Origin of the sequence: Parageobacillus galactosidasius (genome assembly GCF_002217735.1) — a bacterium.
Taxonomy (GTDB): domain Bacteria; phylum Bacillota; class Bacilli; order Bacillales; family Anoxybacillaceae; genus Parageobacillus_B; species Parageobacillus_B toebii.
Genome location: NZ_NDYL01000001.1, coordinates 1,659,975 through 1,683,936, shown reverse-complemented (window position 1 = coordinate 1,683,936; position 23,962 = coordinate 1,659,975). Strand labels below are relative to the sequence as shown.

Sequence of the window (23,962 nt, the reverse complement as noted above, 5' to 3'; positions counted from 1 at the left end):
TTCGATACGGAATGTGGTGCCGTCCTTAGATATTTAAGGTATCCTTCCATAAATCCTCTCTAAAAAAGCGCAAAAAAAAACCTTTAGGTCCGAATCTAAGCATACAGAAAGTATGCAGCTGATCGAATCCAAAGGTCCTTGCTGATTCCTTGTTGGTGTGGCAGTCTATTAAAATCCAGCTATGCTGCGCATGTAAAACGCATTGTCACCAAAATATCCGTCAATGAGCTGTAATTGATCCATCATCGATTTCCTCTCTCATGGAATGAATTTATCTGGATTAAAACTTCGGCAATGTCTCTACCGCATCCGCCAGATCGCTGTAGCTGTCTTTTAAGTATCGGGATGTCGTGGCAATATTACTGTGACCAGCAAGCCTCCGTACTTTCTCGATATCGTTGTTCGTCGCCTTTAACATCCACTTACAAAACGTATGCCGGAACATATGGGGCGTCAGTTTTTTATTTGGCAGGCTGTAGCTTTCGATCATTCGCTGGATGCCCCTTACCGAAAACTTCGGAGAACGCTGGCTGTAAAAGACGTATGGCGATTCGGCCACATGCGGTTTCTTTTTCGCCATTTCCGCGCGAAACTTAAGCCAATCCTCGAGTTCTGCCAGCAAGATATTCGAGATCGGCACCGTTCTTACCTTCATCCCTTTTCCCACGATCCGAATTCGTTTCATCTCTAAATCTAAGTCCGTTAATTTTAAATTGGATAACTCTTCCACTCGCAATCCCGCATAGGTAAGCAAATACACCACCGCACGGTCCCGGCGATATTTCTCCTCGGGATCGACTCCTCGGCTTTTAACCGGTTTTTTCCGCATCCGATGCAATAAGTCCTCGAATTCTTCTTCCGTTAGCCACATAATTTTTTCGTTATCTTCATCGGCCGATTTTAAATCCTGGATATCTTTCATTGGGTTCTGTTCGAGCTTGTAATGTTCGACCGCCCACGCATAAAAGCTCCGCAGCGAATTAAGCCGGCGATTGATGGTGGAGATGGCCGACGGTTTCCCTTCCGCCGGATTTAACATTTGATGGATCCATTTGCGAATGTCGGCCGGCGTGACGTAATCACTCGGACCGATATGTAAATCTTGGAAAAAGATATTCAAGTCATTGGTATAAGAGATGATCGTGTTTGGGGAAGCACCTTTTTCCTGAAGGTAGATAACATACTCATTTAACATCTTTTCCACCCTTTCACTTATACGACGAGTTTAAAAAGGTTCGAAGAGCAAAAAATCGGTCAAAAAAATAACATTATATGACGAGTATATCATAAAAAAGAATAGATTGTTAGTCATATAATGTATATTATATGACAAGTTATAAGTACAAGTGAGAGAGCGTATATATTTTTATTTTATAAAAATACCTAGTTAATTACAGTGGGTTCTCAAACAAGAGGAAAATAATAAAGAACAATATGGTATAAATAGGATATATTTCATTTAATCAAAAACCGGAATTATTATAAAAACTTTATATTGAAAAGTTAGTGTGAAATTGCAGGTGAATGATGATTCAAAAATGCATTCATTTCTCTAATGGATTTGATTACTTCCAAGGGAATGATTTTGTCCCATGTATTCACTACAGTGAATCGGAATGATGCAACCGTAGCGCCGGAATTGCTTACTTCTCTCAAACAATAAGAAATCGAATTTGCCTTAGGTGATGCCGCATATGACAGCGAAAAGGTTCGACAAACCGCTGAGTAGCCTAGATCCCTATTCATTTCTTCCATCAACGGCCACAATAGCGAGATGCGGAAGGATGCTTATAGCCGAGTTCTTCCCGTCTTTTTGAAAACAAGAACAGGTTGGAGCAACCGAGATGGTACGGATTCCATCGGTATTTACTCCATGTGTTATGTTGCATCTTTATGCATAATTTTCGAGTTTTTACTCTAGTTTTGCAACACCATCCAATACAATACCCAGAACATGGTATATAAAAACTTTAAAGTTTTTTAACTTTGAAAGGAGAATAAAAATGGAAAAGTATTTTTTGGAAACCAATCATTTAAGCAAAGCTTTCGGCAAACAACTTGCGGTTGACAATGTATCTATAAGAGTCAAGGAAAATACTATTTATGGATTGCTTGGACCGAATGGAGCCGGAAAATCAACAATCTTGAAAATGTTAACAGGGCTTTTGCGTCCTACAAACGGCGAAATTATCATTAACGGTCATCCATGGAGCAGAAAAGACCTTAAAGATATCGGTGCGCTTATCGAATCACCGGCTCTTTACGGCAATTTAACGGCCTATGAGAATTTACTTGTTCATGCAAAATTACTAAATTTGCCTGACTCAAGAATAAAAGAAGTGCTGAAAATTGTTGGTTTGGAAAATACAGAAAAAAAGAAAGTGTCTCAGTTTTCCTTTGGTATGAAGCAGAGATTGGGTATTGCCAAAGCACTTTTAAATCACCCCAAACTTCTTATTCTCGACGAACCGACAAACGGACTTGATCCGCTGGGTATACAAGAATTGCGGAAACTTATCAGATCTTTCCCAGAACAAGGAATAACTGTCATCTTATCAAGCCATATTTTGACGGAAGTAAAACAATTGGCGGATTATATCGGCATTATTCAAAATGGGAAACTCAAATATCAAGGCGAAATAGATGAAGACCAAGATCTAGAAAAACTCTTTATAGATGTAGTCAACGGATTATGAAGGAGGATGTGAATAATGCTGAATATGATACAGTCTGAACGTTTAAAATATAAGCGGACTTTTGCCAAAAAACTCGTATATATTGCTCCTTTTTTCTTTGTACTGTACGCCATTATTACCATGCCTACGATTAATTCAGAATATAATTATTTCGAATACACCGTATTTAATTGGTGGCCGTTAATATTTGCTCCGTTAGGGACGTCATTGATCGCATCGCTTTCGGCAATGAGAGAAAAAAAGTCAGGGAACTATAGAGCCTTACGTTGTCATGATATCAGCATTATACGTATGTGGTTCAGCAAAATCATTGTAATTGCCTATTATACATTGCTCTCAACAATTGAACTCATTCTATTGCTAATCATATTAAAATTATTTTTGCCCAACAGCATTTCATCAGCAACTGTCGTCATATTGGCCAGCCTTACCATTTGGATCACATCTTTAGCATACATCCCTATAGGGTTGTTTTTTGCAGAACGATTCGGAACGGTGATTTCCGTTATTGTCAGTGTGATAGGGATTGTGTTAGGAGTAGTAATGGCTCCAGAATCGTACTGGATGTATATTCCGTGGAGCTGGGGAATGAGACTGATGTCCCCGATTGTGGGTGTTCATCCGAACGGAGTCCCTTTGGAGAAAGGAAGTCCTTTATTGGATCCTTCCGTTATTCCAATAGGAATTGCTGCCTCCATTGTCATTTTTGTTTTATTATCTTTTGTTACAGCATTTTGGTTTTCGAGAAAAGAGGTGAACTGAAATGTCTTTTCTGCAGGTTCTGTCTTCCGAATGGTTAAAGACAAGGCGTACAACAATCAGACTGATCGTGTTTGTAACACCGGTCATTTATCCAATCTTTATGTTATGGTATTTTTCCAGATACAATGATCCTTCTTCTTGGCAAGTTAAAATATACGGAGGCTTTTTTGAGGTATTGACTGTCTCTTTACCTATTATTATCTCGCTGCTTACCGGTTTGATCTCATACCAGGAAGAAAAATCGGGAAGTTTTATGAACTTGTTGACCGGTCCTGTTTCAAGAGCGAAATTTTACTTCGGCAAACTTTTTCTGCTGATTTCTGCAGCAATTGCGGACATATTCTTGTCAACTTTCCTTATGTTGTTAGGGATGAGGTATATATTGAACGTAGACAATGTTCATTATGATTTGTTTTTGCAGGGAGCGATGTTGTCTGTTGTTGGCTCACTAATTCTTTTTTCCATGCATATGCTTATCAGCTTTGCATTCGGGATGGGTGCATCTATAGCGATCGGAGGCGGAGGATTCCTTATTTCGGCTATCATCGGGGCAACTGTCTTGGGAGATAATATATGGAATTATATTCCATGGACTTGGGCCGTTCGCCTTTCGCAAGTTCCCATGTTATTGATGCCCGAGGTAAAACATGCCTTTGGAATGCAGTTGTCAAATCTCTATTTTCAAGAGTTGTTGAAAGGGATTGTGCCTGCGATTATATGTTTTATACTCGTAACTATAATCGGTTTAATCTGGTTTAATCATTGGGAAGGGAATAAGTCATATGAATAAAACGTCCATGAGTGAATTTCGCTCTCCACCCAGGTATAAAATCATCACTCATGGACTGAAGATTTTCACAGAATAATGGAAAAAGCAGGGGAAGGAGGAGAATAGAGCAGAAATGAAGAATTCCATCTTATTTCTTATACTGATTGGGGCAATTCTCCTGGGGGGCTGTTCGCTTTTAAGTGACTTAAAAAAAACCGCATCAGAAAATATGGCTATTGATAAAAAATTACCGAAATATGAATTGAACAAAGAAAACTTTAAAGAAATAAGCTATGAGGGCAAAACATATATTATTCAAGAATCAGAAGTAGATCGTGACAATTTGGATGAACCTATTGGGAAAGTCTCGGAAAATATTACGATTAATGAAAATAATGAGATATTAAGCAAAAAAGAGCTCAGAAAAATTGAAGTTGTTCCAAATAAAAAAGACGAAAAAAGAACTCATTTAAACTTTGGTTGGGTATACAGCATAAAAGGTGTAAGCCCGGACGAAGAAGTTGCGGTAGTTATTAACAATAAATTTCATCTTGCAAAAATAAAATAATCATAAGGTTCATATCTTGATTGAAGCAGAAATAGCAATGGATATTTGCAAAAAAGTACTTTTTTGTGAAAACCCATAACCCCCAGCCATCCCTGTATACGCCCCGATCTGGCCGGGTATACTGGCAAATGGCTAAAGAAGGCAATAGGAAAGCAGAGGTGCCTGATTTTTTTCGTTTCGGCACCTCGTATATTCCGTACGCCTTTTGGCTATACTAGTTCATTTGTGGTTCGCGGAACGGTTCCTTTCGGGTGATCATGTAAAACATGATCGAAAGCATCCGTCGCGCAGTCTCGATGAGTGCTTTCTTCTTTCCCCGCCGAGCCGCCAGAGACCAAAATTTCGACGCCAATGGTTGATTCCTGCATCGGGATAACGCCCATGCCGTCTCGCATAACGCCGATTGGAGATGGGGATTGCCTTTGCCAATCCCGCCCATGAAGCGAGTGCTCATATCCGTTCCGATTTTGGCGATCACCACGGCGGCGGTTTCTTTTTTCACTCCCGGCATCGTCATGAATAGTTCCACTTCCTGTTGATACGGTTCAAGCAGGTGGTCGATGCGCTGGTCGATCTCGGCAATCAAACTCAACTTGACATGGAGCCTCTGCGGGTGTGATCGAAAAGCTAGAAAGCCAGCAATATCAAGGGCTGAGAGGCGATTTGTTTGCCTAGTCACTGTCGAACTCGGGTTGATATTTCAAGGGATTGGTTCGGTATGGCCATGAAAAAATACTCCCGATTTTAGTCGGGAGAGTGCGAAATGTGAGAATAATTTGAGATCTCCTTTATATAAAACTCAACGGTTGCTCCGCCGTTTTCATTGTTGTAAGCCCAAATCTCTCCATCATAATTGTTTACAATTTTTTTCGCAATATAAAGACCTAAACCAAAATGGTTTTTATATTGTTCATTCTGATAAAAAGCCTTGAACAACAGAGACGTATCTTTTTCCTTGAACCCTGTCCCTGTGTCCGAACATTTAAAATAGATTTTGCTGTCGTGTCCGTCGACTTCATCATGTACTTCAAGTTTAATTTCCCCGCTCGTTGTAAATCTCAGGCTGTTATATAAAATATTATCCAAAACCCTCATTAACATGGTTTCATCAAGAAAATAAAATTGTTTCCTTAAATTCACATCAAAATAAATGTTTACGGATTTTTTATTATAGACCATTGTTGATATTTCTTGCTTTTTCTCATTAAGCATTTTGTTTAAATCAATTCTTTTAATATTCAATAAGAAGTGTGCTTTTTCCACTTTATATAGCAACGACAAATTGTCTGTAAGCATGCTCATTTTACTGCAATTCTTGCGGATAATATCCAAATGGGGAGTAATATCAAAATGATCTAGGCTCTTCAAATCATTAATTAAATCGATTTGTCCTCGGATTACGGTTAATGGAGTTCTTATATCGTGGGCAATCGATGACACCATGATTTTCCGTTCATCATCGATCTTTGATAAACTTTCAATCATCTCTTTAAGGGCGCTGATCATTGTATTAAACGAATCCTGTATCCTTATAAACTCTTTTCTTTTCAGCCCCGAGACCTTAAAATCAAAATCGCCGTTCGAAATTTTATCGGCAGCCTGAAGCAACACTTTAATATTATTAAACAATGATTTATACAGCCTGGATGTAAATAAAATTAAATATATAATAAAAAATATCAACGGAGAAATCAACAATACAACATAAATAAACACTATTCCGAGGCGATCATTATTATTAATGATGAATCCGAAAGGGGCTTTCAGCACATACACCGCTTGAATAGAGTTATCATGTTTAATAGGTATAAATCTGTAAACATAACTTCCTTTTACAATCTCATGATTTATAACTTCACCAACATCTATTTTGGCCCCAGCAACTCCCTTATCACCATACATATGATTACCGTTGATGTCCAAAACTTCCCCCTGAATCTTTTCGCTATAGGACTTTGTATCAATTAATCGCCCCATTAAAATTGATGCTGAGTTTTCTTCAATCTTTTCTTCAATTAAATCGAGATATTTAACAAAATAATTCGTCGGTTTGATAGTATTATTATTTGTAAACATAAATATGAATAATAATAAACATAAATAAGTAATAAGTGAGGATACAATGGTTGACAAGAAGATCTTAACAACCAATAAATAAAAATCTCTTTTTATTGTTTTATCTTTTTTCATATGTAACATCCCATTTATAACCTAATCCATATAATGTTTTAATATAGGAAGTTTCTTTATCTAAAGCTCTTATTTTCTTCCTGATATTTTTAATGCTCTCTGTTACCGTTTCTAACTGACTTTCTGAATCCAATCCCCATACGCGTTCAAAAATTCTTTCTTTGGAAAAAACCACATTTTTATTCAACATTAACAATTTAATAATCTCATATTCTTTTTTTGTTAAATGCAATTTAATCCCTTTACAAAAGACCTCGTTGGCCAAAAGATCAATTGTAATATTTTTAGAACTCAAAAGATACCTGTCATTCGAACGGATCCGCTCTTCCCGTCTTAAATGGGAATCGATTCTCGCCTTTAACTCCTTTAAACTGAAGGGTTTGGTTATGTAGTCATCTCCACCGATGGAAAGAGCTTGAACCTTATCTTCCTCCAGCGTTTTTGCACTGACAAATATAATCGGACAATCCACTCTATCACGGATAATACCACACAATTCCATTCCGTCAATGCCTTCCATCATAATATCCAATATAATCAAATCAAAATCATTGTTGATAATTTTCAACACCTCGGTACCGTTGTGTGCAATTTCAACCATATAATTATAAAGCTCCAAATATTGTTTGATCGTAAGACAAATATCTTCATTATCATCAACTACTAAAATTTTCTTTTTATTCATTTTTCCATATCCCACCTTACAGTTAATGGAATTTAAACACCATTTTAACATATTCCGTATCTATGCAGATAGGGTACCCTCTTAACATCATAAGAGAATACCCTGCCTTTTTCTTAGTCTGACCAATAATAATTTTAAACTTCAGACAATAAAAATGCACAGTCCCAAGGCGTTTTTTTAGAGTTTTGTATAGCTAATAGCGTCAATAAAATTCCCGCCGTTCCGTCTATTAATCCGACATAATCATAATATTCCCTGTTCTCTTCGCTTCCCTCAATATTTTTAAAACCAAAAGGAAATTCATCATTGTAAAATTACACTATATCATTGGCCAACTACTGTAGCAAGCGGTATCACTAAGATTCCTTTTATCACCCTGCCAACAGTCTATAAAATACTCCTACAAGCTGTCTGGTTCGTTCTGCGGGGGACGAGACGTAATTTGCGTCAAAGGGTTGGCATTACTTGTTCTTTTATGTTGGATGCCATCAAGAAAATCGTGTTGTCTTATCGTGTCTGCTCCAACCGAGAGAATCCTTGACCATTCCAACCCCATCAACGGAAAAATCAAGAATGGACAAGGGCTTCTTATACTCTTTCTGCTCTTGCCCTCACTGACTTCTTTCTCTCCCTTGACGAGCGTTGATCAAGGTTGAATTTAAGTGCCAAATTCCCTCAATTTTCTGTCGAAAGTTGGCTTGTGACCGATTTTCTTAAAGTCGTTTAACGCTAACATGGTTGAATGGATGTTGATGAATCAGAACCATTAGCATCGAATGCAAGAGTTGCAAGATACACAAGAATTTTGCGTTAAGCACATTAACACACCTGTGATACAACTCGGAGTACAAAGAGATTTACTTGTAACATTCGGTTGTACGACGTTGTCTTGTTTTTTGACAACAATGTCCAAATCGAAATCATCAAACTATTCAATCCTTTCTCACCAAGCAGTTAATGTCAAAACTTAAAAACTTCTTTTCGATACTTAACGTAGATAGAAATTCTAATATTTTTCTAATGTGTTTGTGTACATTTTTATAATTTTTGTAAATTTATTTATGTTTTTATAAATTTCTTTATATTTTTGTAAAAATTGAAAAATGTTGCACTAATTGTTGTTATTATTATTGGATATCTAATTGGTATTGAGTTTATGGGATTTCTTTTTCAGGGGAACAGATTTTAAATATATTACATGAAGGGGGCTGTTTCACTGAGAAGTTTGGAATGCAATATAACAGATATTTTGGATATTTTTTGCTCTCTCAAAGAATTTGCTTCTTCTCATCCCCGTATGTTTCTCCCTTTTTCTTTTCATTGGATCGATGGTGGCCGCCCACTTTTTCAAATTGTGAGCAGCACAAATAAGCCCCCATTCCAAGGTAATTTTTGGGAGCCCTCTCAACAAAAAGCGCTGAAATTGCTGGTTGTGCTTGATTTGCCCAAACACCGGCTCGTTTTCGATTTGTCGTTTTCGGTACGTCGCCGCCCCTTCTTCCTTGGACAGCCGTTCCCGGATCTCTTGCCGTTGTTGTTGATTTTTCAAGGAAACGCGGATGGTTTTCGTGTCTTTGCCTTTGGCGCATGCCGTCTGAAACGGGCATCCGGCACATGCCGTACAACGATACGTCCGTTTGACGGTAACGTATCCGTTGTCGGTCGTTTCCTTCCGTTCATACACAAACACCAACCGTTCTCCTTTGGCGCAAATCCACTCATCCAGCTCCTCCTCATACGTCATGTTCTCGATTCGGCCGATCTCTTTCGCCCACGCTTTCGTTTGTTCTCGATCCAACGTGTTGTACTTGATCAGGGCGACTATCTCCTTTTTCTCACAGTACGTGTAGTTCTCCTCACTCCCATAGGCAGAATCCGCAATGGCTCGTTTGGGTATTGGACGTCCATAGGCGGCCAATTGCTCCAAATGCGGAATGAAACATCCGGCATCCCCTGTCCGTTGATGCACGCTAAATCCAGTGATGAATTGGTTCTCTGTCCCAATCTACACATTGTACCCCGGTTTGAGCTGGCCGTTTTTCATATGGTCGTCCTTCATCCGTTCCGACCGAAATCCGGTTGATTGTGCGGAAATCCGGTGTTTGATGGCCGGATAGCCACATAAAGTAAATGTTTTCTTTCAACTGCTTGGCGATTTGGCGAGAGGAGTAGATCCGATTGGCGTAGGCATACAGGATGGCTTTCCACATCATTTTCGGATGATAGGCTGGGCGGCCTCCGCCAGGATAGAGGGAAACGAACAGAGCCGGATCCATTTTTTCCACGGCTAGATCCACGACCCAGCAAAGATGATGTTTGGGAATAAGAATTTCAAGATCCATTGGCAAAATGAGTTGATCTTGGTTATAATAAATATACATAAGAAAACCGTCCTTTCTTGGTAGGGTTGTGGTGACTCTATGATACCAAAAGAGGAACGGTTTTCTTCTTTTTTATCCAAAAAAGTGTCCCAAAAACGAACGCTATGCGAACACTTTTGGGACACCCTCTTTTTCTTTGTAGGAACATGTTGCCAAACGCATAACGAATGCATAAATGCACATAAAAAATCCACCACCTTGGAAATTATATACAGCGACCAAAAACAACTCTCCAAGGGGTGGATATGATCATGATTTCTAATTGGAACAGCGAACATGCATGGTCTTATGAAATCGATCCACTTTTAGCATCCTTATTTCGATATATTGACTCTCTGTCATTACCAGAAACACCGTATGTGACAGGAATGCCGACAGTGTCAAAAAAAATCGTTTTGAAAACGAGGTTTGGCCAATGGCTGTTTGGGCTTCGCCGCGGGATTGAACAGGTATTTAATGAGTTAAAAAGTGATGGGGTGGAACAGCCGCGATGGTATGGATTTCATCGATATGTACTACATGTGTTCTGCTGTATCCTTATGCATAACTTCGAGTTTTTACTCTAGTTTTGCAACACCATCTAACAATCAAAAAAATTCTCATTTCACTAGATGTACGTGCAGAAGAAACAACGTTAGCCAAACCCTCTTCTTCAAAAAAGAAGGATATCAAACATGTCATGAAGTAAATGTAGTAAAATAAGGAATATCAAAAGACGAGACAGGAGAGAAATGAATGAGAGAGAAAATCTTTTTAGTGTTAGCCAACTTATTTTGGGCAGGTAATTATCTATTTGGAAAATATGTCATCGCAGAAATTAGCCCTCTATGGCTTACATTCATCCGCTGGAGCGTTGCGTTTTTATTTCTTCTTCCCATCTCCTATTTTTTGGAACGACCGCGCTATGGAGAAATCATGAAGCAATTTTGGCTGCCATTAAGCATCGCCGGTATTCTTGGCATTATTGGCTATAACCTGCTTCTTTACGGAGCATTGGAATATACCTCACCGATGAATGCGGCGATTGTCAACGCATTGAACCCAGCGATTATCGTGATTATGTCATATTTTCTTTTAAAAGAACGGATGACATTTATCAATGTGATCGGTTTTGTCATTTCGCTAGTCGGCGTATTGTTTATTTTAACAAACGGACATCTGCAGTGGATTTTCCAAACGAGCTATAACCGAGGCGATTTGATGATGCTCATCGCTGGTGTAGTGTGGGCGCTTTATTCGATTATCGGAAAAAAATTAGCCGTTCCCCCGATTACTGCGACTACTTGTTCCGTATTTTTCAGCATTATTTTGTTGTTTCCGTTTCTTTTCTTTCAGCCGATTCCGCTTGCCGAGTTAAGCGGGAAAGGATGGATTGGCATCAGCTATATTTGTTTGTTTCCATCCGTTTTTTCGTTCTTATTTTGGAACATGGCTGTCAAAAAGGTTGGACCGAGCTACGCAGGCATTTATTTGAACTTAATCGCCGTATTTACAGCGTTGTTCACATTTTTATTAGGGGGAAAAATTTCCGCGTCACAACTGATTGGCGGTGCATTTGTGTTGATTGGGGTATACTTGGCAACAAACGCCCGAAAAGCAGAAGCAGCCCAGGCGAAAGACGCGGCCATATAAACATTAATCCCCTCAAGCTGCCTTGAGGGGATTTGATCATTATTTTTGAAGCAAACGAATAAATTCGCGCATGAAGACAGGCAAGTCCGGCCAAGCATGAGCAGAAACGAGGTTTTGGTCGACATGTGTTGTGCTGTCAGATACATACGTTGCCCCAAGTGCTTCCACACCTGGTTTGCAAGCGATGTATGCAGTTAAGCTGCGTCCTTTCAACAAATCTGGCATCGTTTCGAAAATAAGGGACGCATGGCAAATCGCAGCGATCGGTTTATTCGCTTCAAAGAAATGTCTAACAATGCGTTGAAGATCGGCGTCAAGACGAATATATTCTGGCGCGCGTCCACCTGGAATAACGATTCCGTCATATTGCGTTGGGTCGATATCGGCAAATGCCGCGTGCGCCTCAATAAGATATGCTTGTTTTTCTTCATATGTATCCCAGCCAGTAAAGTCATGCACAACCGTCTGTAATTTCTTTTTCTTCGGCGCGGCAATCGTTACATCATATCCTTCTTCTAGTAAACGATAATATGGGTAATATACTTCTAGCGCTTCTACCGCATCTCCGGTTACAATCAATACTTTTTTGCTCATGATCATGCCTCCTTATCTATTTTTACTTACACTTTTATCATACCGAAAGATGGAAAAAATTAAAAGAAAAATGCTTGTCAAATAGGATAATAGGGAAAATCGGACTCATCATGTAAAATAGAAATAACGAGTTTTCTGCAAAGGAGAGGAATAACATGATTGCTTCATGGTTATCGTCATCCCGTTACGCCGTAGTCTTGACAGGAGCGGGCATGTCTACGGAAAGCGGACTCCCTGACTTCCGTTCGGCTAAGACGGGTTTATGGAATCGCTTTAATCCGCAACAATTAGCAAGCACCTACGCTCTTGAACATCATCGCGAAGCATTTATCGAATTTTACCAATACCGCATCCGCACCCTCCGATCGTGTAAACCGCACGAAGGGCACGCCATTTTAGCCGACTGGGAACGGAGTGGGCTGATTAAACAAATCATTACGCAAAATGTAGATGGCTTTCACCAGCAAGCAGGAAGCCAGCGCGTCATTGAACTGCACGGCTCGCTTCGGACGGTCCACTGTCAGCGATGTGGAAACACATTAGACAGCGAAGTATATTTGCATAACCAATTCGAGTGCGACTGCGGCGGTTTTTTGCGTCCTTCTGTTGTCCTATTTGGAGAAATGCTTCCAGAAGACGCCATTGAACAAGCATGGCAGGCAGCGCAAAAAGCCGATTTATTGATCGTCCTCGGTTCTTCGCTTCAAGTATCGCCCGCTAATCAGCTGCCGCTTGTTGCCAAACGAAACGGTGCGAAAGTCGTTATTGTAAACTGGGAGCCGACGGAATTCGATGATATTGCGGATATCGTCATTCATGAGCGGAAAATCGGCGACGTCCTTCGCGACATTGAGCGTGAGTGGAAAGTGGGGAATGATTCATGAAAACGGAAACGATCATCGCAGAAGCGCTTCAACACATCGGCGATTCATCGGCCATCTTGCAATACAAACGGGTATACGGCGGCGATATTAACGAGGCGTTTTTCGTCCAAAGCGAGCGGCAGCCGTACTTTGTGAAAATCCGCCATTCCCTTCCGCCTCGCTTTTTCCAATGCGAAGCGACGGGGCTTGAGACGCTTCGCAAGGCGAATGCCATCAACGTTCCTTCTGTTTATGGCGTCAAAGAAACAAATGACTATGGCTTTCTTATTCTTGAATGGGTTGAAGGAGAAGAAACAAGCAAGACCGCGGAACAACTCGGCTATGCCGTCGCACGTCTTCATCAATGTTACGGTCCTTCGTTTGGGTTTGTGGAAGACAACTATATTGGGCTATTGCCCCAAAAAAACGGATGGTATGAAAACTGGGTCGACTATTACCGGGAATGCCGCCTGCTTCCGCAAATCGAACTTGCCGAACAAAAGGGGCGAATGCCAGCGCGCAGAAGAAACAAGCTGGAGAAGCTCCTTGCTTCTCTTGAACGATGGCTTCCTGAAACGTGCTCCCCATCTTTACTGCACGGCGATCTTTGGGGCGGAAACTGGATCGTTGGCGCAAACGGCGTTCCGTATTTGATTGATCCCGCTGTATTTTACGGACACTATGAATTTGAAATCGCCTTTACCGAACTATTCGGCGGATTCCCTAACCGCTTTTATGAGGCATATAACGAACTCATGCCGCTTTCTTCCGATTATCACGAACGAAAACAATTATATCAGCTTTTCTATTTGCTTGTGCATTTGAACTTATTCGGGGAAACATACGGGAGTGCGGTCGATCGTGTGCTGCGAGGGTATGTCGGAGAATAATAGAAAATATAAACACCCTTCCCCTGCTTTTAAGGAGAAGGGAAAGGGTGTTTATCTCCAATCTGTTATTTCACTTCCACCACCACATAATCCCAAAACGTATCCCCAATGTAGACAAGCAACGCCCATTTTCCTCGTTCGCCAAGCATTATATTCGATGGTCATCGATTTGATCATGATACCAGCGGCTGCTGAAATGCCCCGCCTGACCAGGCCCGACGATATGGTAGCCATGCTTGATATCGTTTATATCGATGACAAACCGCCAGGAAGCGCCATGGTTGACAATGCCTTTGTCCGTGAAGCTCGCTGCCTGCACCGTTGCTTGGCTGCCGCCGACAGAAACCGCCTTTTCCCGATTGAAGAAAAATTGCAGCAACGAGGAGGAACTTGACATCGGATGGGCAAAGTAAAGTTGATGATAGTCTCCCCACTTCCACTTCGACGGGTCAGCCCCGTATTTTTCCGTCAACTGGTCGGTGACATGATGCAGCACACGGGCAAATCCGCCGTTTTCCGCAAACCATGGCGAGACATCTCCTTTCGCCGCCCGCCGCAACAATTCGTCAACCACGATCTGTTTTTCTTCAAACAGCTTATCCACTTGCGGCGGAATATCTTTACGGAACAAAACTTTCGGAATTTCTTTCATCCACAGATGGAAAATCAGTGGGCGGCATCGTCTTTGCGATCGACATAATCCCAATTTCGCAGCTCATCAAGCGCCTTTCGCTCAATTTTGGAAAGCGGTTTGCCAGCCACCGCTTGCACCAATACCGGCACAAATTCTTTCGCCCATAAGTTGGTTTGATCCATTTGCAGCTTTTTCATGTCTTCGATCGTGAGATTATTTTTGCTTTCAAGCACTTGCGCAATCCGCATATAACGGTATGGCTGCGCCCAGTGGTGGCTGATATGGTATGGATAGTGATTTCCTATCACCTTGTTGTTCGCCGTGGCGATAAATCCTTCTTTTGGATTTACCACGCGCGGGAGCCTGTCAAACGGAATAAATCCAATCCATTCGTATTCGTCCGTCCAGCCTGGGACCGGAAGCAGACCGTCTCCTTTTTTGCGAACCGGAATCTTCCCGTTTGCTTTATACGCGATCGTTCCGTCTTTTGCCGCAAAAACAAAGTTTTGCGTCGGAACATGGAAATGCTCGAGCGCTTTTTCAAACTGCTGCCAGTTCGTTGCTTTATTCATTTCCAAGATGGCCTGCAGCTCTGTAGATGGATCCAGCGCCGTCCAGCATAGTGAGAACGCCATATTGTCATCTTTATATGCAAAATCGGAAATGACAGGACCGTGTCTTGTAATCGTCACCTTATATGGAATCGTTTTGCCGCCTTTGACTTTGATCGGCTCTTTCACGACCCTCGCGTCTTCCCACTTTCCGTTGTACAAAAATTGCCGCTTGTTTGCTGGATTTCTTTTTTCGATATATAAATCTTGCACATCCGGTCCGGTGTTTGTCACGCCCCACGCTACATGCTCGTTATGTCCTAAAATGATGCCTGGGATTCCTGAGAAAATCACTCCACTGACATTCAAGGTGGGGGCCTGCAAATGCATTTGATACCAAATGGACGGGGTGCTTAGCGATAAATGAGGATCATTCGCCAAAAGAGTTTTGTATACTTTCTTTTCAGTTTGCTCCATCGTGGGAGATGGATGTTCATGGGATATTGCGAAAACAGGTGGGGATGAAGAAATGATGACTGATCCTAACATTACAGATGACAAAACGATGGAAATAGACCGATTGCTCATCAGCAGCCTCCTTTTCATCAAAATAATAGAAAAAACGTATTTTTCCTGGTGCATTTTCTTGGGGCAAAAAATGTTGAAGCAGAGATATTGGAAGTGTTTTCATTTTTTATAGAATAGCAATTTATGGTATAGTTGTATATACCACTTTACTCCTGATTTGATTAGGACATTTTCCCTAAGTTTTCCTTTCTATGAAAAAGAAAAAGCTAATTCGAAGAACAGTTCCTTTTTCGAATTAGCTTTACCAAACATATTCCCTTTCATGAGGAAATGGTTCCCTCATTCACTGCTGATCTTTTCGAGCAGCGCATCTCCGTCCTCACTAACGCGCACATAGGCAAAGCGGGCCTTCTCCTGCCATTTTGTCCCTTTTCCTTCCGGAACAAAATACGATTCAATTCCATACACGACCGTATTGCCGTAAAACGTTCCATTGAGGATTACATCGCCATCTTGCGGAACATACTCCTCTTGTTGCTGCCCGTTTATCGCATAAATATCCGCAAAGCGATGCACGCCGTCTTGATCCTTTCGCAGCACTACTTGTACTTTGCCGCTCCCGTCTAAAGACCGAATCGTCGAAATATCATAAAATAACCGTATATAATCTCCCTGTAAAAACGAACGGGGATCAACCGGCTGCAATTCCAGCTTCACTACTTCTCCATTTCGCAAATGCTGCTCCTTATCCCAAACCATGTACCCGGCAAACACGGCCTGCGCTACCATAATCGCTAATAACGGCGCCCATTTCCGATACAGTCCTTGTGCAGGACTAACAGGCAGCAACCCTTTTCGTTTTTCCAATACCGCGGTTCCAATGAAAAACAAAAGCCCTGCAATAATCAAACTAATCGACTTGTCAAGCAAGTTCCAGGCAAATTCATAATACTTGAGCACGAGATACAGCCAAAAATATGCCCAGGCAACAAGCTGCTCATATCGTTCGTTTTGGAAAAGCGGCGCAAAAAGAAAAGTGAAAATGACAGCGATAAACAAAATGTTGGCAGACACATACCAAGCACCCGCTGCGAAGACATCCATGCTTGTTAAGAGGAGAAGTGCGCCCATTCCTAAAACGAGCGGCAAGAAAAGGGGTTCTTTCCTGCGCCTGCCCAGCCAATATAGACACCCGTTCAATGCGGCAACACCAAGCAACACAAGACGCTCCTCATTCGTTACTTGATCGAGAATCACGGCCGAATATAGCGACACGGCCATGTTTGTCAATGCGCGGATGCCACCATCAGCCGACTGCACATAGCAAATAAGAAGTGTAGCCGTATAAACTGTAAGCAGCACAAGCGAGATTTTCCACGTTGTCATCAAACCAAGACCATATCCGACGGCAAGCAATGTATAGCGCACAGTCGGATTCCAGCGCCTCCCCAAAAACGCGGGTGCGACAAATCCCATGACCGATATTGCAAACAATACATACATCGAAAGCGACTCCATCCATATCATCAACAGCCCCATGACGCTCGCAGCCGCAATCAGCGAAGCGACAAACGTGACAATAGACTGGAAAATGATAAGAAAAATCCTTCCTTTTGTGCTCTCGCTCGAAATATGCTTTACCCGTTTTAATAAAAACACACTTCCATATACAATGACTGCCGCAAGCACAAGCCCGCCAAGCAAAAACCCCTCTTCAAAATGCTCGCCAATCACGCGGAAATATTGCGCAATCAGAAACGCCCCCGCAAATAAACTCGTTAGCAACACATACGACCGTCTTTTCGCCATGGCGAAAAAGTAATAAAAGAACCCTATAAACAACAGAGCATACACATACGGCCACCAAGCGTCACGGCCATATAAAAATCCCGTCACATCCGTCACAAACAGCCAGCCGTGCATCGCCGCATACGCAAGATAAGCAACAATGGAAGAGCGGCTAAAAATCCATACAATGCCATTGATGACAGCAAACATCACAAGCAGAAAAAACGACTGCCATTCGCTCCACTCAATCCTGTATGAAGACGGAAAATAATAAAACCAACATGCCAGCTCCAGCAGCACGACACTGATGACCGAAAATACTTCATACTTCGTGATCCATGCAAACACAACCGTTGGAACGAGCCAAATGATAAACAGCCAATAGCTGTCGGCATGGGAGTTATAAATCTGCCCGATCAAGGCGAGTGTAATGCCAAACGCCAACGTCCCGCAGACGAACAGCCATCTGCCTAAAAAATCATGACGTTTCATGACATAAGCAAAAACAGCGCTCGACCCGTAAAATAATCCCATTAAGCCGATGCTTAATACTGCCTTTGCTAAACGATCCATACCTTGCCAATTAGACGCAAAAAAATAAATAACGCCAGTCAATATCAACGCTATACCTAATAAATAGCCTGTTCTTACTAAACGTATTGCCATCCTTTCATCCCCTTAAAAGACGAATCATATACCTCCATTTTCACCACATTTTATGCGGGAGAAAAAAAGTCTAGACGGAAAACGACTAGACTTTTTATCCTCCATACCAATCGGGGAAATTCTTTCGCGAAGAAAAAACAGCATAAGGAAATTTTATAGTGAAAGATGGTTTCTGATGTAATACTCTTTGCTTTCCATTTTACCATACAGAAACCAAGCTTCCTAAACAAAAATATACGTTTCTCACAACACTACGCCCCCCCTGCTTGCCTACTCATGCCGACGAAACGAGGCTTGATCGCTTTCCTCCTCCATCTGCCCTCGGCTTCGAGATGAGGGCTTCTTGATTAACCTTCCATTCACAAACGTGAACAACGGAAATCCATGGCTTTCGTTGTCGAATCAATGTTGCCCATCCTTTGAATGCTCCCTTTGCTTCGCACGGATCCATTCCACTACAAAAAATTGGTAAACGGAAATGCAAGCGAAGAGATAAGCAATCCCTAACAAAAGCCCTGCCAAAACGTCAGACGGGTAGTGAACTTGAAGGCTTAAGCGGCTAAGCCCTATCAATAACGCAAGAAGACCAAAAATGAAAAAAATCATCCATCGCTGGGATGCTTTCTTTACTTCTTTGCTTAGAAAATACGCGATTAACAACAAATAAATGCTGCCGACCATGGCGTGGCCGCTCGGAAAGCTAAACCCGTGCACCCCTTGCGCAAATGGCGGCCGCGCCCGCCCGACAAGATCCTTAATGAACGTGTTCAGCCCGTAACCGCCGCCGACAGCGACCAACACAAGCACCATGCCGTAATAATCGCGCTTGCGAAGCCATAAAAACAACACTAGCAGGATGCTCGCAATGCCGATGAAATAGCCATAACCTAATATCGTAAAGCCATCCAACCAGTCCCATGAATCAAACATTTGCAGCAGCCGCTCATCCATCGCATTGGTTGCTCCCGATTCCACCGCGGCCCATATGGCAAGAAACAGAAGAAAACTAAGTGCAGATACAGATAGAAGACATTTGTTCATGTTCGTGCTCCTTGCTTTTATTTTTCATCTAAATTATAACCCAACTTTAGTCATTTGTTAGATAAAATCTTGTAATCATATAAGACAGCTTAAAAACCTTTTATGATACAACATTAGCAATTGTCCTTAGGCTGCTCCTGACCGTCTCACACCACCGTACGTACCGTTCTATGGTGTCTCTCAAACCGGAAGTTTGCGCCCGCTTCCTCCCGATTCCGCGTTGCCACGGACACTCTTGCACCATATTAACAGCTGCTTCCTCCTTTACAACTCAGGACCATCCTCCTACAGACTGCACTTATACCGGGCACACGAACTCATTTAGAAGCGTTTCTTTTTCAAACACAGGATGATTGAATAACTTTTTCAAAAATCAAATGGGTATTTTTTATCATATTTTTATGAAGAAAATGATTCCAAATCCTTAATTTCCCTGTTTCGTATTTCTTGGAAAACAAACGCTGTGTAAAATATATAATGGGATTCCATATTTTCTATAAACAGTATTTATTTTGAAGGAAGATGAATATGACGGAGAAAGAATACATCATTCACCAATTATATAATGATACCCGTGGTGCTAGTTGAGCTTTAGCGCTCAACTAGCACCACGGGTTATTTAAATATTGTCGAATCATGTCACAAAGATGAAAAATTCCATATTTAGATTTCTTCCGAACTGTTAATTGCTTCATTGAATCCACGCTAAAGAACGCGCGTGAGTAGAACCAGCAATTAATAAGAAACTGTACTAAAGCATATTCTCTACAGACAAATAAAAAAGAGACACGAACCTAATTCCTTGGTTAGAATAGATGTGTCACCATACCATTCCACAAGGAGGTTCATGCCTCACGAATAGACTACCACTTCACCAAAAATTACAGTTGCGAAATGTAAGATTATACCCATTTTACACTATCTTTCTTCTCTTCATTCACTAAAAGCTGAAATACATCTGGCCTGGAGTAATGCCCTACTACATCAAAATCAAATTGACTATAGGCGATGTCACGCAAATCCAAATCGGCTATAAGAATGTCTTCTTTGCCATAGACAGGCTCCTTAATATAGTTTCCTAATGGACCTACAATGGCGCTTCCTCCAACGCACATCTCGTGAGGAGATGAGGCCAATTCTTCATAGCAGGCTAAATCAGTCGGGTACATATCCTTCGTGACATACTGATTGCAGGACAGTACAAAACATCTTCCTTCCGCTGCAATATGACGAATCGTAGACTGCCAGAGCTCTCTAGCATCTGCCGTTGGAGCAATATAAATTTGAACCCCTTTGGCATACATCGCTACTCTCGCTAATGGCATATAGTTCTCCCAACAAATCAACGCCCCTATCCTTCCGTATGGGGTATCGAAAACAGGCAACGTGCTTCCATCCCCCTCTCCCCAAATGATTCGTTCAGAGGCTGTTGGTTTTAGCTTTCGATGTTTTCCAAGCAAAGTGCCGTCTGGTCCAAAAAATAAAACACTGCAGTAAAGAGTGCCTCTACTAAACTCATTGTCTCTTTCCACTACACCGATAACGAGATAGGCTCCCGCCTTACGGGCTGCTTCTCCTAATAGTTCTGTTGTTTCGCTTGGTACGGCTACCGAGTTTTCCCAGTAACGAAGCCAGTCTTTTCGTCCTTCTGGTGAACGGCTTCCGACCGTCGTTCCAAAAGTAAGCCCTCTTGGATAAGCTGGAATGAAAGCTTCCGGAAATACGATGATATTTGCGCCTTTTTCTGCAGCTTGTTGCGTTAGCGAAATCGCTTTTTCTGTACTTGCTTCTCGATCCATAATCACGGAAGCGGCTTGCACAACAGCTACACGCACGTTAGATGGTTGGTTGGTCATTTGAAACTCCCCTTTATTTCCTAGTTTTTAATTATAAAATTTTCTTGTTAACTATTGACTTATGTATGGGTCAAAGCGCTTGCAAGCGCTATGCTTCCAACTATATCAAATAGAAATAGAAACCGGACTCCTTCCTCGTACTTTTTTCTGAACACTAGCCAATTCATATTTATGCTTTGACAAAAATAATTTTTATTTTTTTAATATTTATATAATTATTTTAGCTAATTTTGAAAGAAAATACTACCAAATAGCGTATGAAAAACAGTAGAAAAGAAAATACTTCTGCCTTGTTTTTCTCCACCTTTGTAATAACGTGCCTTCAGTCTAGGTTTAGGCATCCATACCAAATGTCCATCCGAATCCACAATGTAAAAAAGCAAAAACGCCGCTTCCCTTGTTACAAAAGGGATCACGGCGTTTTTGGTGAAGGGAGTAATCTCCCAAGCCATTAATTTTATTGCCAGAATAACGATCAAAGTGATTCGTTCGATTTTCGATCTAGCCGGCTCGTCAGCTTTTAACAATATTCACGCTTTCATCGTAGTGCGAGGTAGCCGTTTTTGTTGTATCAGGCACAAACACGCTTAGTACCAAGGAGAGAGCAAGCCCCGCCATCATGAACCCGCCAAATATCCACGGCGATGGACCGAATTTTTTCGCCATTGAAGTCCAAATCGTAGGTCCAAAACCAACAATGGCCGCGGCAAACTGATAACCAACCGATAACCCAGTATAACGGACTTTGGTTGGAAACAGCTCAGAGAATAATGTCCCTTGTGTGGAAAAAACAGCCGCCCAGATGATTCCGAGCATGACCGCCTGCATGAAATACAGCCAGCCTGTCCCTTTTCCGATCAGTGCAAAATAAAGAGAAGACTTGTTTTGAACTTGCGCTTGCAGTTTCGGCAATAGCGCCTTCAAACGGTCCAAACGATGCACTTCCTCTTCGTAAATATGGTGCCAATAAAGACGTTCATGGGCATCTTTTGCTTGTTCAACAGTAGGTTCTAAAATGTTCTTAAACTTAATGAGCGCATCCTTTGATCGAAGTAAATTTCTAGAATCTCCTTTAAATTTTCAATCAACAAAATTCCTCCGAGCTTTCGTATTTAAAGGTGATTATCTTCTTTAACATTTTTTACAGATTAATCTGAATGTAAACCTTATGATATTTCATTTTTACGGCAGCAAATACTCCAACAATACAGTTTTTTCCTAATTAAAGGTGTTTTGCATTCACTAACACCCTGCAAAACGAGAAAAACCCCTTATATATCAAGGGGTTTTGTTGTGGCAAGTTTCTTTAAGTAAACGTAAATATGGTATTTAGTTTTCATTAGGCGAAAACCATTTGCACCCAATAGAATAGTAAAAACAATGTGACAACGGTTGTGAATGGTATGACAATCAACGAGACGCTTAAATAATCTTTCCATGTTACTTTTATCTTATTTTGTTTTAGGATGTGCATCCAAATCAGGGAGGCAAGCGTTCCAATCGGCAATAACAACGATCCCATGTCACTGCCAATAATGTTGGCGAGATAGATCGTCTTTAATGTAATAGGATCCAATTCCATTTCCGTCAAGGTGATGGTTCCGATCATTAAAGCGGGGTGATTATTAAAGAAGTTGGATAGAACGGACACTAATCCCCCCATGATAAAGCTCGCGTAGAACAATCCCTGGTTTACAATCGGTTCACATATTTTCACCAGCATCGCTGTCAGCCCCGCGTTATGGAGCCCGTAAATAATGACATACATAGAGAAGGCAAAAATAAGAATGTGCCAAGGAGTCTTTTTCAAGATGTCAACGGAATTGGTGCGCAAATGATACCATCTCCACACCAGCATGATGAATGATCCAAGCACCGCAACGATTTCAATGGGAATAGAGAAATAAGAAGCGACAAAGAGCAGGCAGCGAACCACAAAGACAAACAGCAAGACCTTCAACATAAATTGGGTGCGTTTGCGTTTCGTTTCCACGGAAATGGTGTTCTTCAATGGATGAAAATGTTTAGTAAAAAAGATTCCCTCTATATCATCGGAGAAATTTGGCAATGTTTTTGGCAATTTATTCTTTACTACTACGTACATCAGACAAGACATAAACAACAACCCTAACGTTGCCGGCACAAACATCATGGCCGTGTGCATATAAAGCGTCATATCCACAATTTTCAATGCGATTAGATTGACGATATTGCTTACCCCAATCGGCGCGCTGGAAGCTGTTGCGATCAATGCTCCACTTAAGAGATACGGGATCTGCTCACGCGGTTTTAGCCGGAGGTTTTTTAGGAGTAAAATTAAAATCGGGGTCGTAATCAGGATGCTGCCATCGTTATTGAATAAAAGGGTCATCAAAAAACATAACAGCTGAATGTACCAATATAGACGATAGCCCGAACCCTTGGCCAAACTGGCAAGCCGTGCGGCTGCCCAGTGGAAAAAACCGAAACTTTCTAATATGACGGCCATGACAATCGTTGCGATAATGGTAATCGAGGCGCCGGCGATTTTATGGATAATATCCAAAATATCACTACGGGATACAATGCCTGTTAGTAGAATAATCCCCGCGCCAATCGACGCCGGCCATGCTTCGTTTAAGCCTCTTGGCCTCCAAAAGATGACGAGCATCGTCATGATGAACACGAAAATGGTCATTCCAATTTCAAAACTCATAATTCTTCCTCCCTGTTTTTTAAGGGTCTGAGCCATTTAACCCTATCAATCGGATTTACCACATTTATATTCATCCCTATCAGAAAGGGCTTGGATAATAGACCTAATTTCGCTAATATGTACTCTTGTCTCTCTAGTAAAAATGTACGGTAGAGATTAATGACTATAGATAA

At 41.4% G+C, this 23,962-nt stretch carries 16 protein-coding genes and 9 pseudogenes; 9 read left to right on the top strand and 16 right to left on the bottom strand.

Annotation, left to right across the window (positions count from 1 at the left end; all coding sequences use genetic code 11):
• Positions 1 to 280: 280 nt before the first annotated feature.
• Positions 281 to 1,195, bottom strand: a complete 915-nt coding sequence (locus tag B9L23_RS08950; protein WP_089097402.1) for a tyrosine-type recombinase/integrase — start codon at positions 1,193 to 1,195, stop codon at positions 281 to 283.
• A 372-nt stretch (positions 1,196 to 1,567) separates the two neighbouring features.
• Here B9L23_RS08950 and B9L23_RS21520 point away from each other — a divergent pair.
• From B9L23_RS21520 to B9L23_RS08925, 5 genes and pseudogenes are all read left to right on the top strand, one after another.
• A pseudogene (locus B9L23_RS21520) lies at positions 1,568 to 1,965 on the top strand (transposase); the annotation flags it as partial.
• A gap of 38 nt (positions 1,966 to 2,003) precedes the next feature.
• Positions 2,004 to 2,696 (top strand): lantibiotic protection ABC transporter ATP-binding protein, encoded by a 693-nt coding sequence (locus B9L23_RS08940; RefSeq protein WP_089097401.1) that lies wholly within the window; start codon positions 2,004 to 2,006, stop codon positions 2,694 to 2,696.
• Positions 2,697 to 2,711: 15 nt separating this feature from the next.
• A complete protein-coding gene (locus B9L23_RS08935; RefSeq protein ID WP_081189715.1) occupies positions 2,712 to 3,458 on the top strand; it encodes a lantibiotic immunity ABC transporter MutE/EpiE family permease subunit in 747 nt (248 codons plus the stop codon).
• 1 nt (position 3,459) lies between these two features.
• Positions 3,460 to 4,248, top strand: coding sequence for a lantibiotic immunity ABC transporter MutG family permease subunit (locus B9L23_RS08930; protein WP_081189714.1), 789 nt, complete (start codon positions 3,460 to 3,462; stop codon positions 4,246 to 4,248).
• Between the two features lie 112 nt (positions 4,249 to 4,360).
• Positions 4,361 to 4,795, top strand: a complete 435-nt coding sequence (locus tag B9L23_RS08925) for a NisI/SpaI family lantibiotic immunity lipoprotein (protein ID WP_081189713.1) — start codon at positions 4,361 to 4,363, stop codon at positions 4,793 to 4,795.
• 214 nt (positions 4,796 to 5,009) lie between these two features.
• Here B9L23_RS08925 and B9L23_RS21690 read toward each other — a convergent pair.
• The 7 genes and pseudogenes from B9L23_RS21690 to B9L23_RS08895 form a co-directional block, all read right to left on the bottom strand.
• Positions 5,010 to 5,222, bottom strand: a pseudogene (locus B9L23_RS21690) (IS110 family transposase); the annotation flags it as partial.
• Positions 5,223 to 5,246: 24 nt separating this feature from the next.
• Positions 5,247 to 5,381: pseudogene (locus B9L23_RS21685) on the bottom strand (IS110 family transposase); the annotation flags it as partial.
• A 158-nt stretch (positions 5,382 to 5,539) separates the two neighbouring features.
• Complete coding sequence (locus B9L23_RS08915) at positions 5,540 to 6,985, bottom strand: sensor histidine kinase (protein WP_089097400.1); 1,446 nt, start codon at positions 6,983 to 6,985, stop codon at positions 5,540 to 5,542.
• A complete protein-coding gene (locus B9L23_RS08910) occupies positions 6,972 to 7,670 on the bottom strand; it encodes a response regulator transcription factor (RefSeq protein WP_089097399.1) in 699 nt (232 codons plus the stop codon). Before B9L23_RS08910 ends, B9L23_RS08915 begins: the two co-directional genes overlap by 14 nt.
• A 134-nt stretch (positions 7,671 to 7,804) precedes the next feature.
• Positions 7,805 to 7,969 (bottom strand): annotated as a pseudogene (locus B9L23_RS08905) (lanthionine synthetase LanC family protein); the annotation flags it as partial.
• Positions 7,970 to 8,436: 467 nt separating this feature from the next.
• Positions 8,437 to 8,586, bottom strand: a pseudogene (locus B9L23_RS08900) (gallidermin/nisin family lantibiotic); the annotation flags it as partial.
• 297 nt (positions 8,587 to 8,883) lie between these two features.
• Positions 8,884 to 10,051: pseudogene (locus B9L23_RS08895) on the bottom strand (transposase).
• A 389-nt stretch (positions 10,052 to 10,440) separates the two neighbouring features.
• On the opposite strand from B9L23_RS08895, the pseudogene B9L23_RS21680 reads away from it, so the two are divergent.
• Positions 10,441 to 10,617: pseudogene (locus B9L23_RS21680) on the top strand (ISNCY family transposase); the annotation flags it as partial.
• Positions 10,618 to 10,786: 169 nt separating this feature from the next.
• Complete coding sequence (locus B9L23_RS08880) at positions 10,787 to 11,683, top strand: DMT family transporter (protein ID WP_089097398.1); 897 nt, start codon at positions 10,787 to 10,789, stop codon at positions 11,681 to 11,683.
• Positions 11,684 to 11,722: 39 nt separating this feature from the next.
• Here the strand turns inward: B9L23_RS08880 and B9L23_RS08875 are convergent, their stop codons facing one another.
• Complete coding sequence (locus B9L23_RS08875; RefSeq protein ID WP_015863676.1) at positions 11,723 to 12,277, bottom strand: DJ-1/PfpI family protein; 555 nt, start codon at positions 12,275 to 12,277, stop codon at positions 11,723 to 11,725.
• A gap of 155 nt (positions 12,278 to 12,432) precedes the next feature.
• Between B9L23_RS08875 and B9L23_RS08870 the strand changes: the two genes are divergently transcribed.
• Entirely contained in the window at positions 12,433 to 13,161 is a 729-nt protein-coding gene (locus B9L23_RS08870) for an NAD-dependent deacylase (RefSeq protein ID WP_062677288.1), read from the top strand.
• Positions 13,158 to 14,030: a fructosamine kinase family protein gene (locus B9L23_RS08865; RefSeq protein WP_089097397.1), complete on the top strand. Its 873-nt coding sequence runs from the start codon at positions 13,158 to 13,160 to the stop codon at positions 14,028 to 14,030. Before B9L23_RS08870 ends, B9L23_RS08865 begins: the two co-directional genes overlap by 4 nt.
• 160 nt (positions 14,031 to 14,190) lie before the next feature.
• Here B9L23_RS08865 and B9L23_RS08860 read toward each other — a convergent pair.
• From B9L23_RS08860 to B9L23_RS08830, 7 genes and pseudogenes are all read right to left on the bottom strand, one after another.
• Positions 14,191 to 15,665 (bottom strand): annotated as a pseudogene (locus B9L23_RS08860) (penicillin acylase family protein); the annotation flags it as partial.
• Positions 15,666 to 16,082: 417 nt separating this feature from the next.
• A complete protein-coding gene (locus B9L23_RS08855) occupies positions 16,083 to 18,197 on the bottom strand; it encodes a GDYXXLXY domain-containing protein (RefSeq protein WP_089097396.1) in 2,115 nt (704 codons plus the stop codon).
• A 402-nt stretch (positions 18,198 to 18,599) separates the two neighbouring features.
• Entirely contained in the window at positions 18,600 to 19,238 is a 639-nt protein-coding gene (locus tag B9L23_RS08850; protein ID WP_089097395.1) for a phosphatase PAP2 family protein, read from the bottom strand.
• A 902-nt stretch (positions 19,239 to 20,140) separates the two neighbouring features.
• Entirely contained in the window at positions 20,141 to 21,094 is a 954-nt protein-coding gene (locus B9L23_RS08845; RefSeq protein WP_081189802.1) for a carbon-nitrogen hydrolase family protein, read from the bottom strand.
• A 224-nt stretch (positions 21,095 to 21,318) separates the two neighbouring features.
• Positions 21,319 to 21,621, bottom strand: a complete 303-nt coding sequence (locus tag B9L23_RS08840) for a hypothetical protein (RefSeq protein ID WP_081189955.1) — start codon at positions 21,619 to 21,621, stop codon at positions 21,319 to 21,321.
• Positions 21,608 to 22,135 (bottom strand): annotated as a pseudogene (locus B9L23_RS08835) (hypothetical protein); the annotation flags it as partial. The gene B9L23_RS08840 and the pseudogene B9L23_RS08835, both read right to left, overlap by 14 nt.
• A gap of 298 nt (positions 22,136 to 22,433) precedes the next feature.
• Positions 22,434 to 23,789 carry an arsenic transporter gene (locus B9L23_RS08830; protein WP_089097394.1) on the bottom strand — a complete coding sequence of 452 codons (1,356 nt, stop codon included), beginning with the start codon at positions 23,787 to 23,789 and terminating at the stop codon, positions 22,434 to 22,436.
• Positions 23,790 to 23,962: the final 173 nt, after the last annotated feature.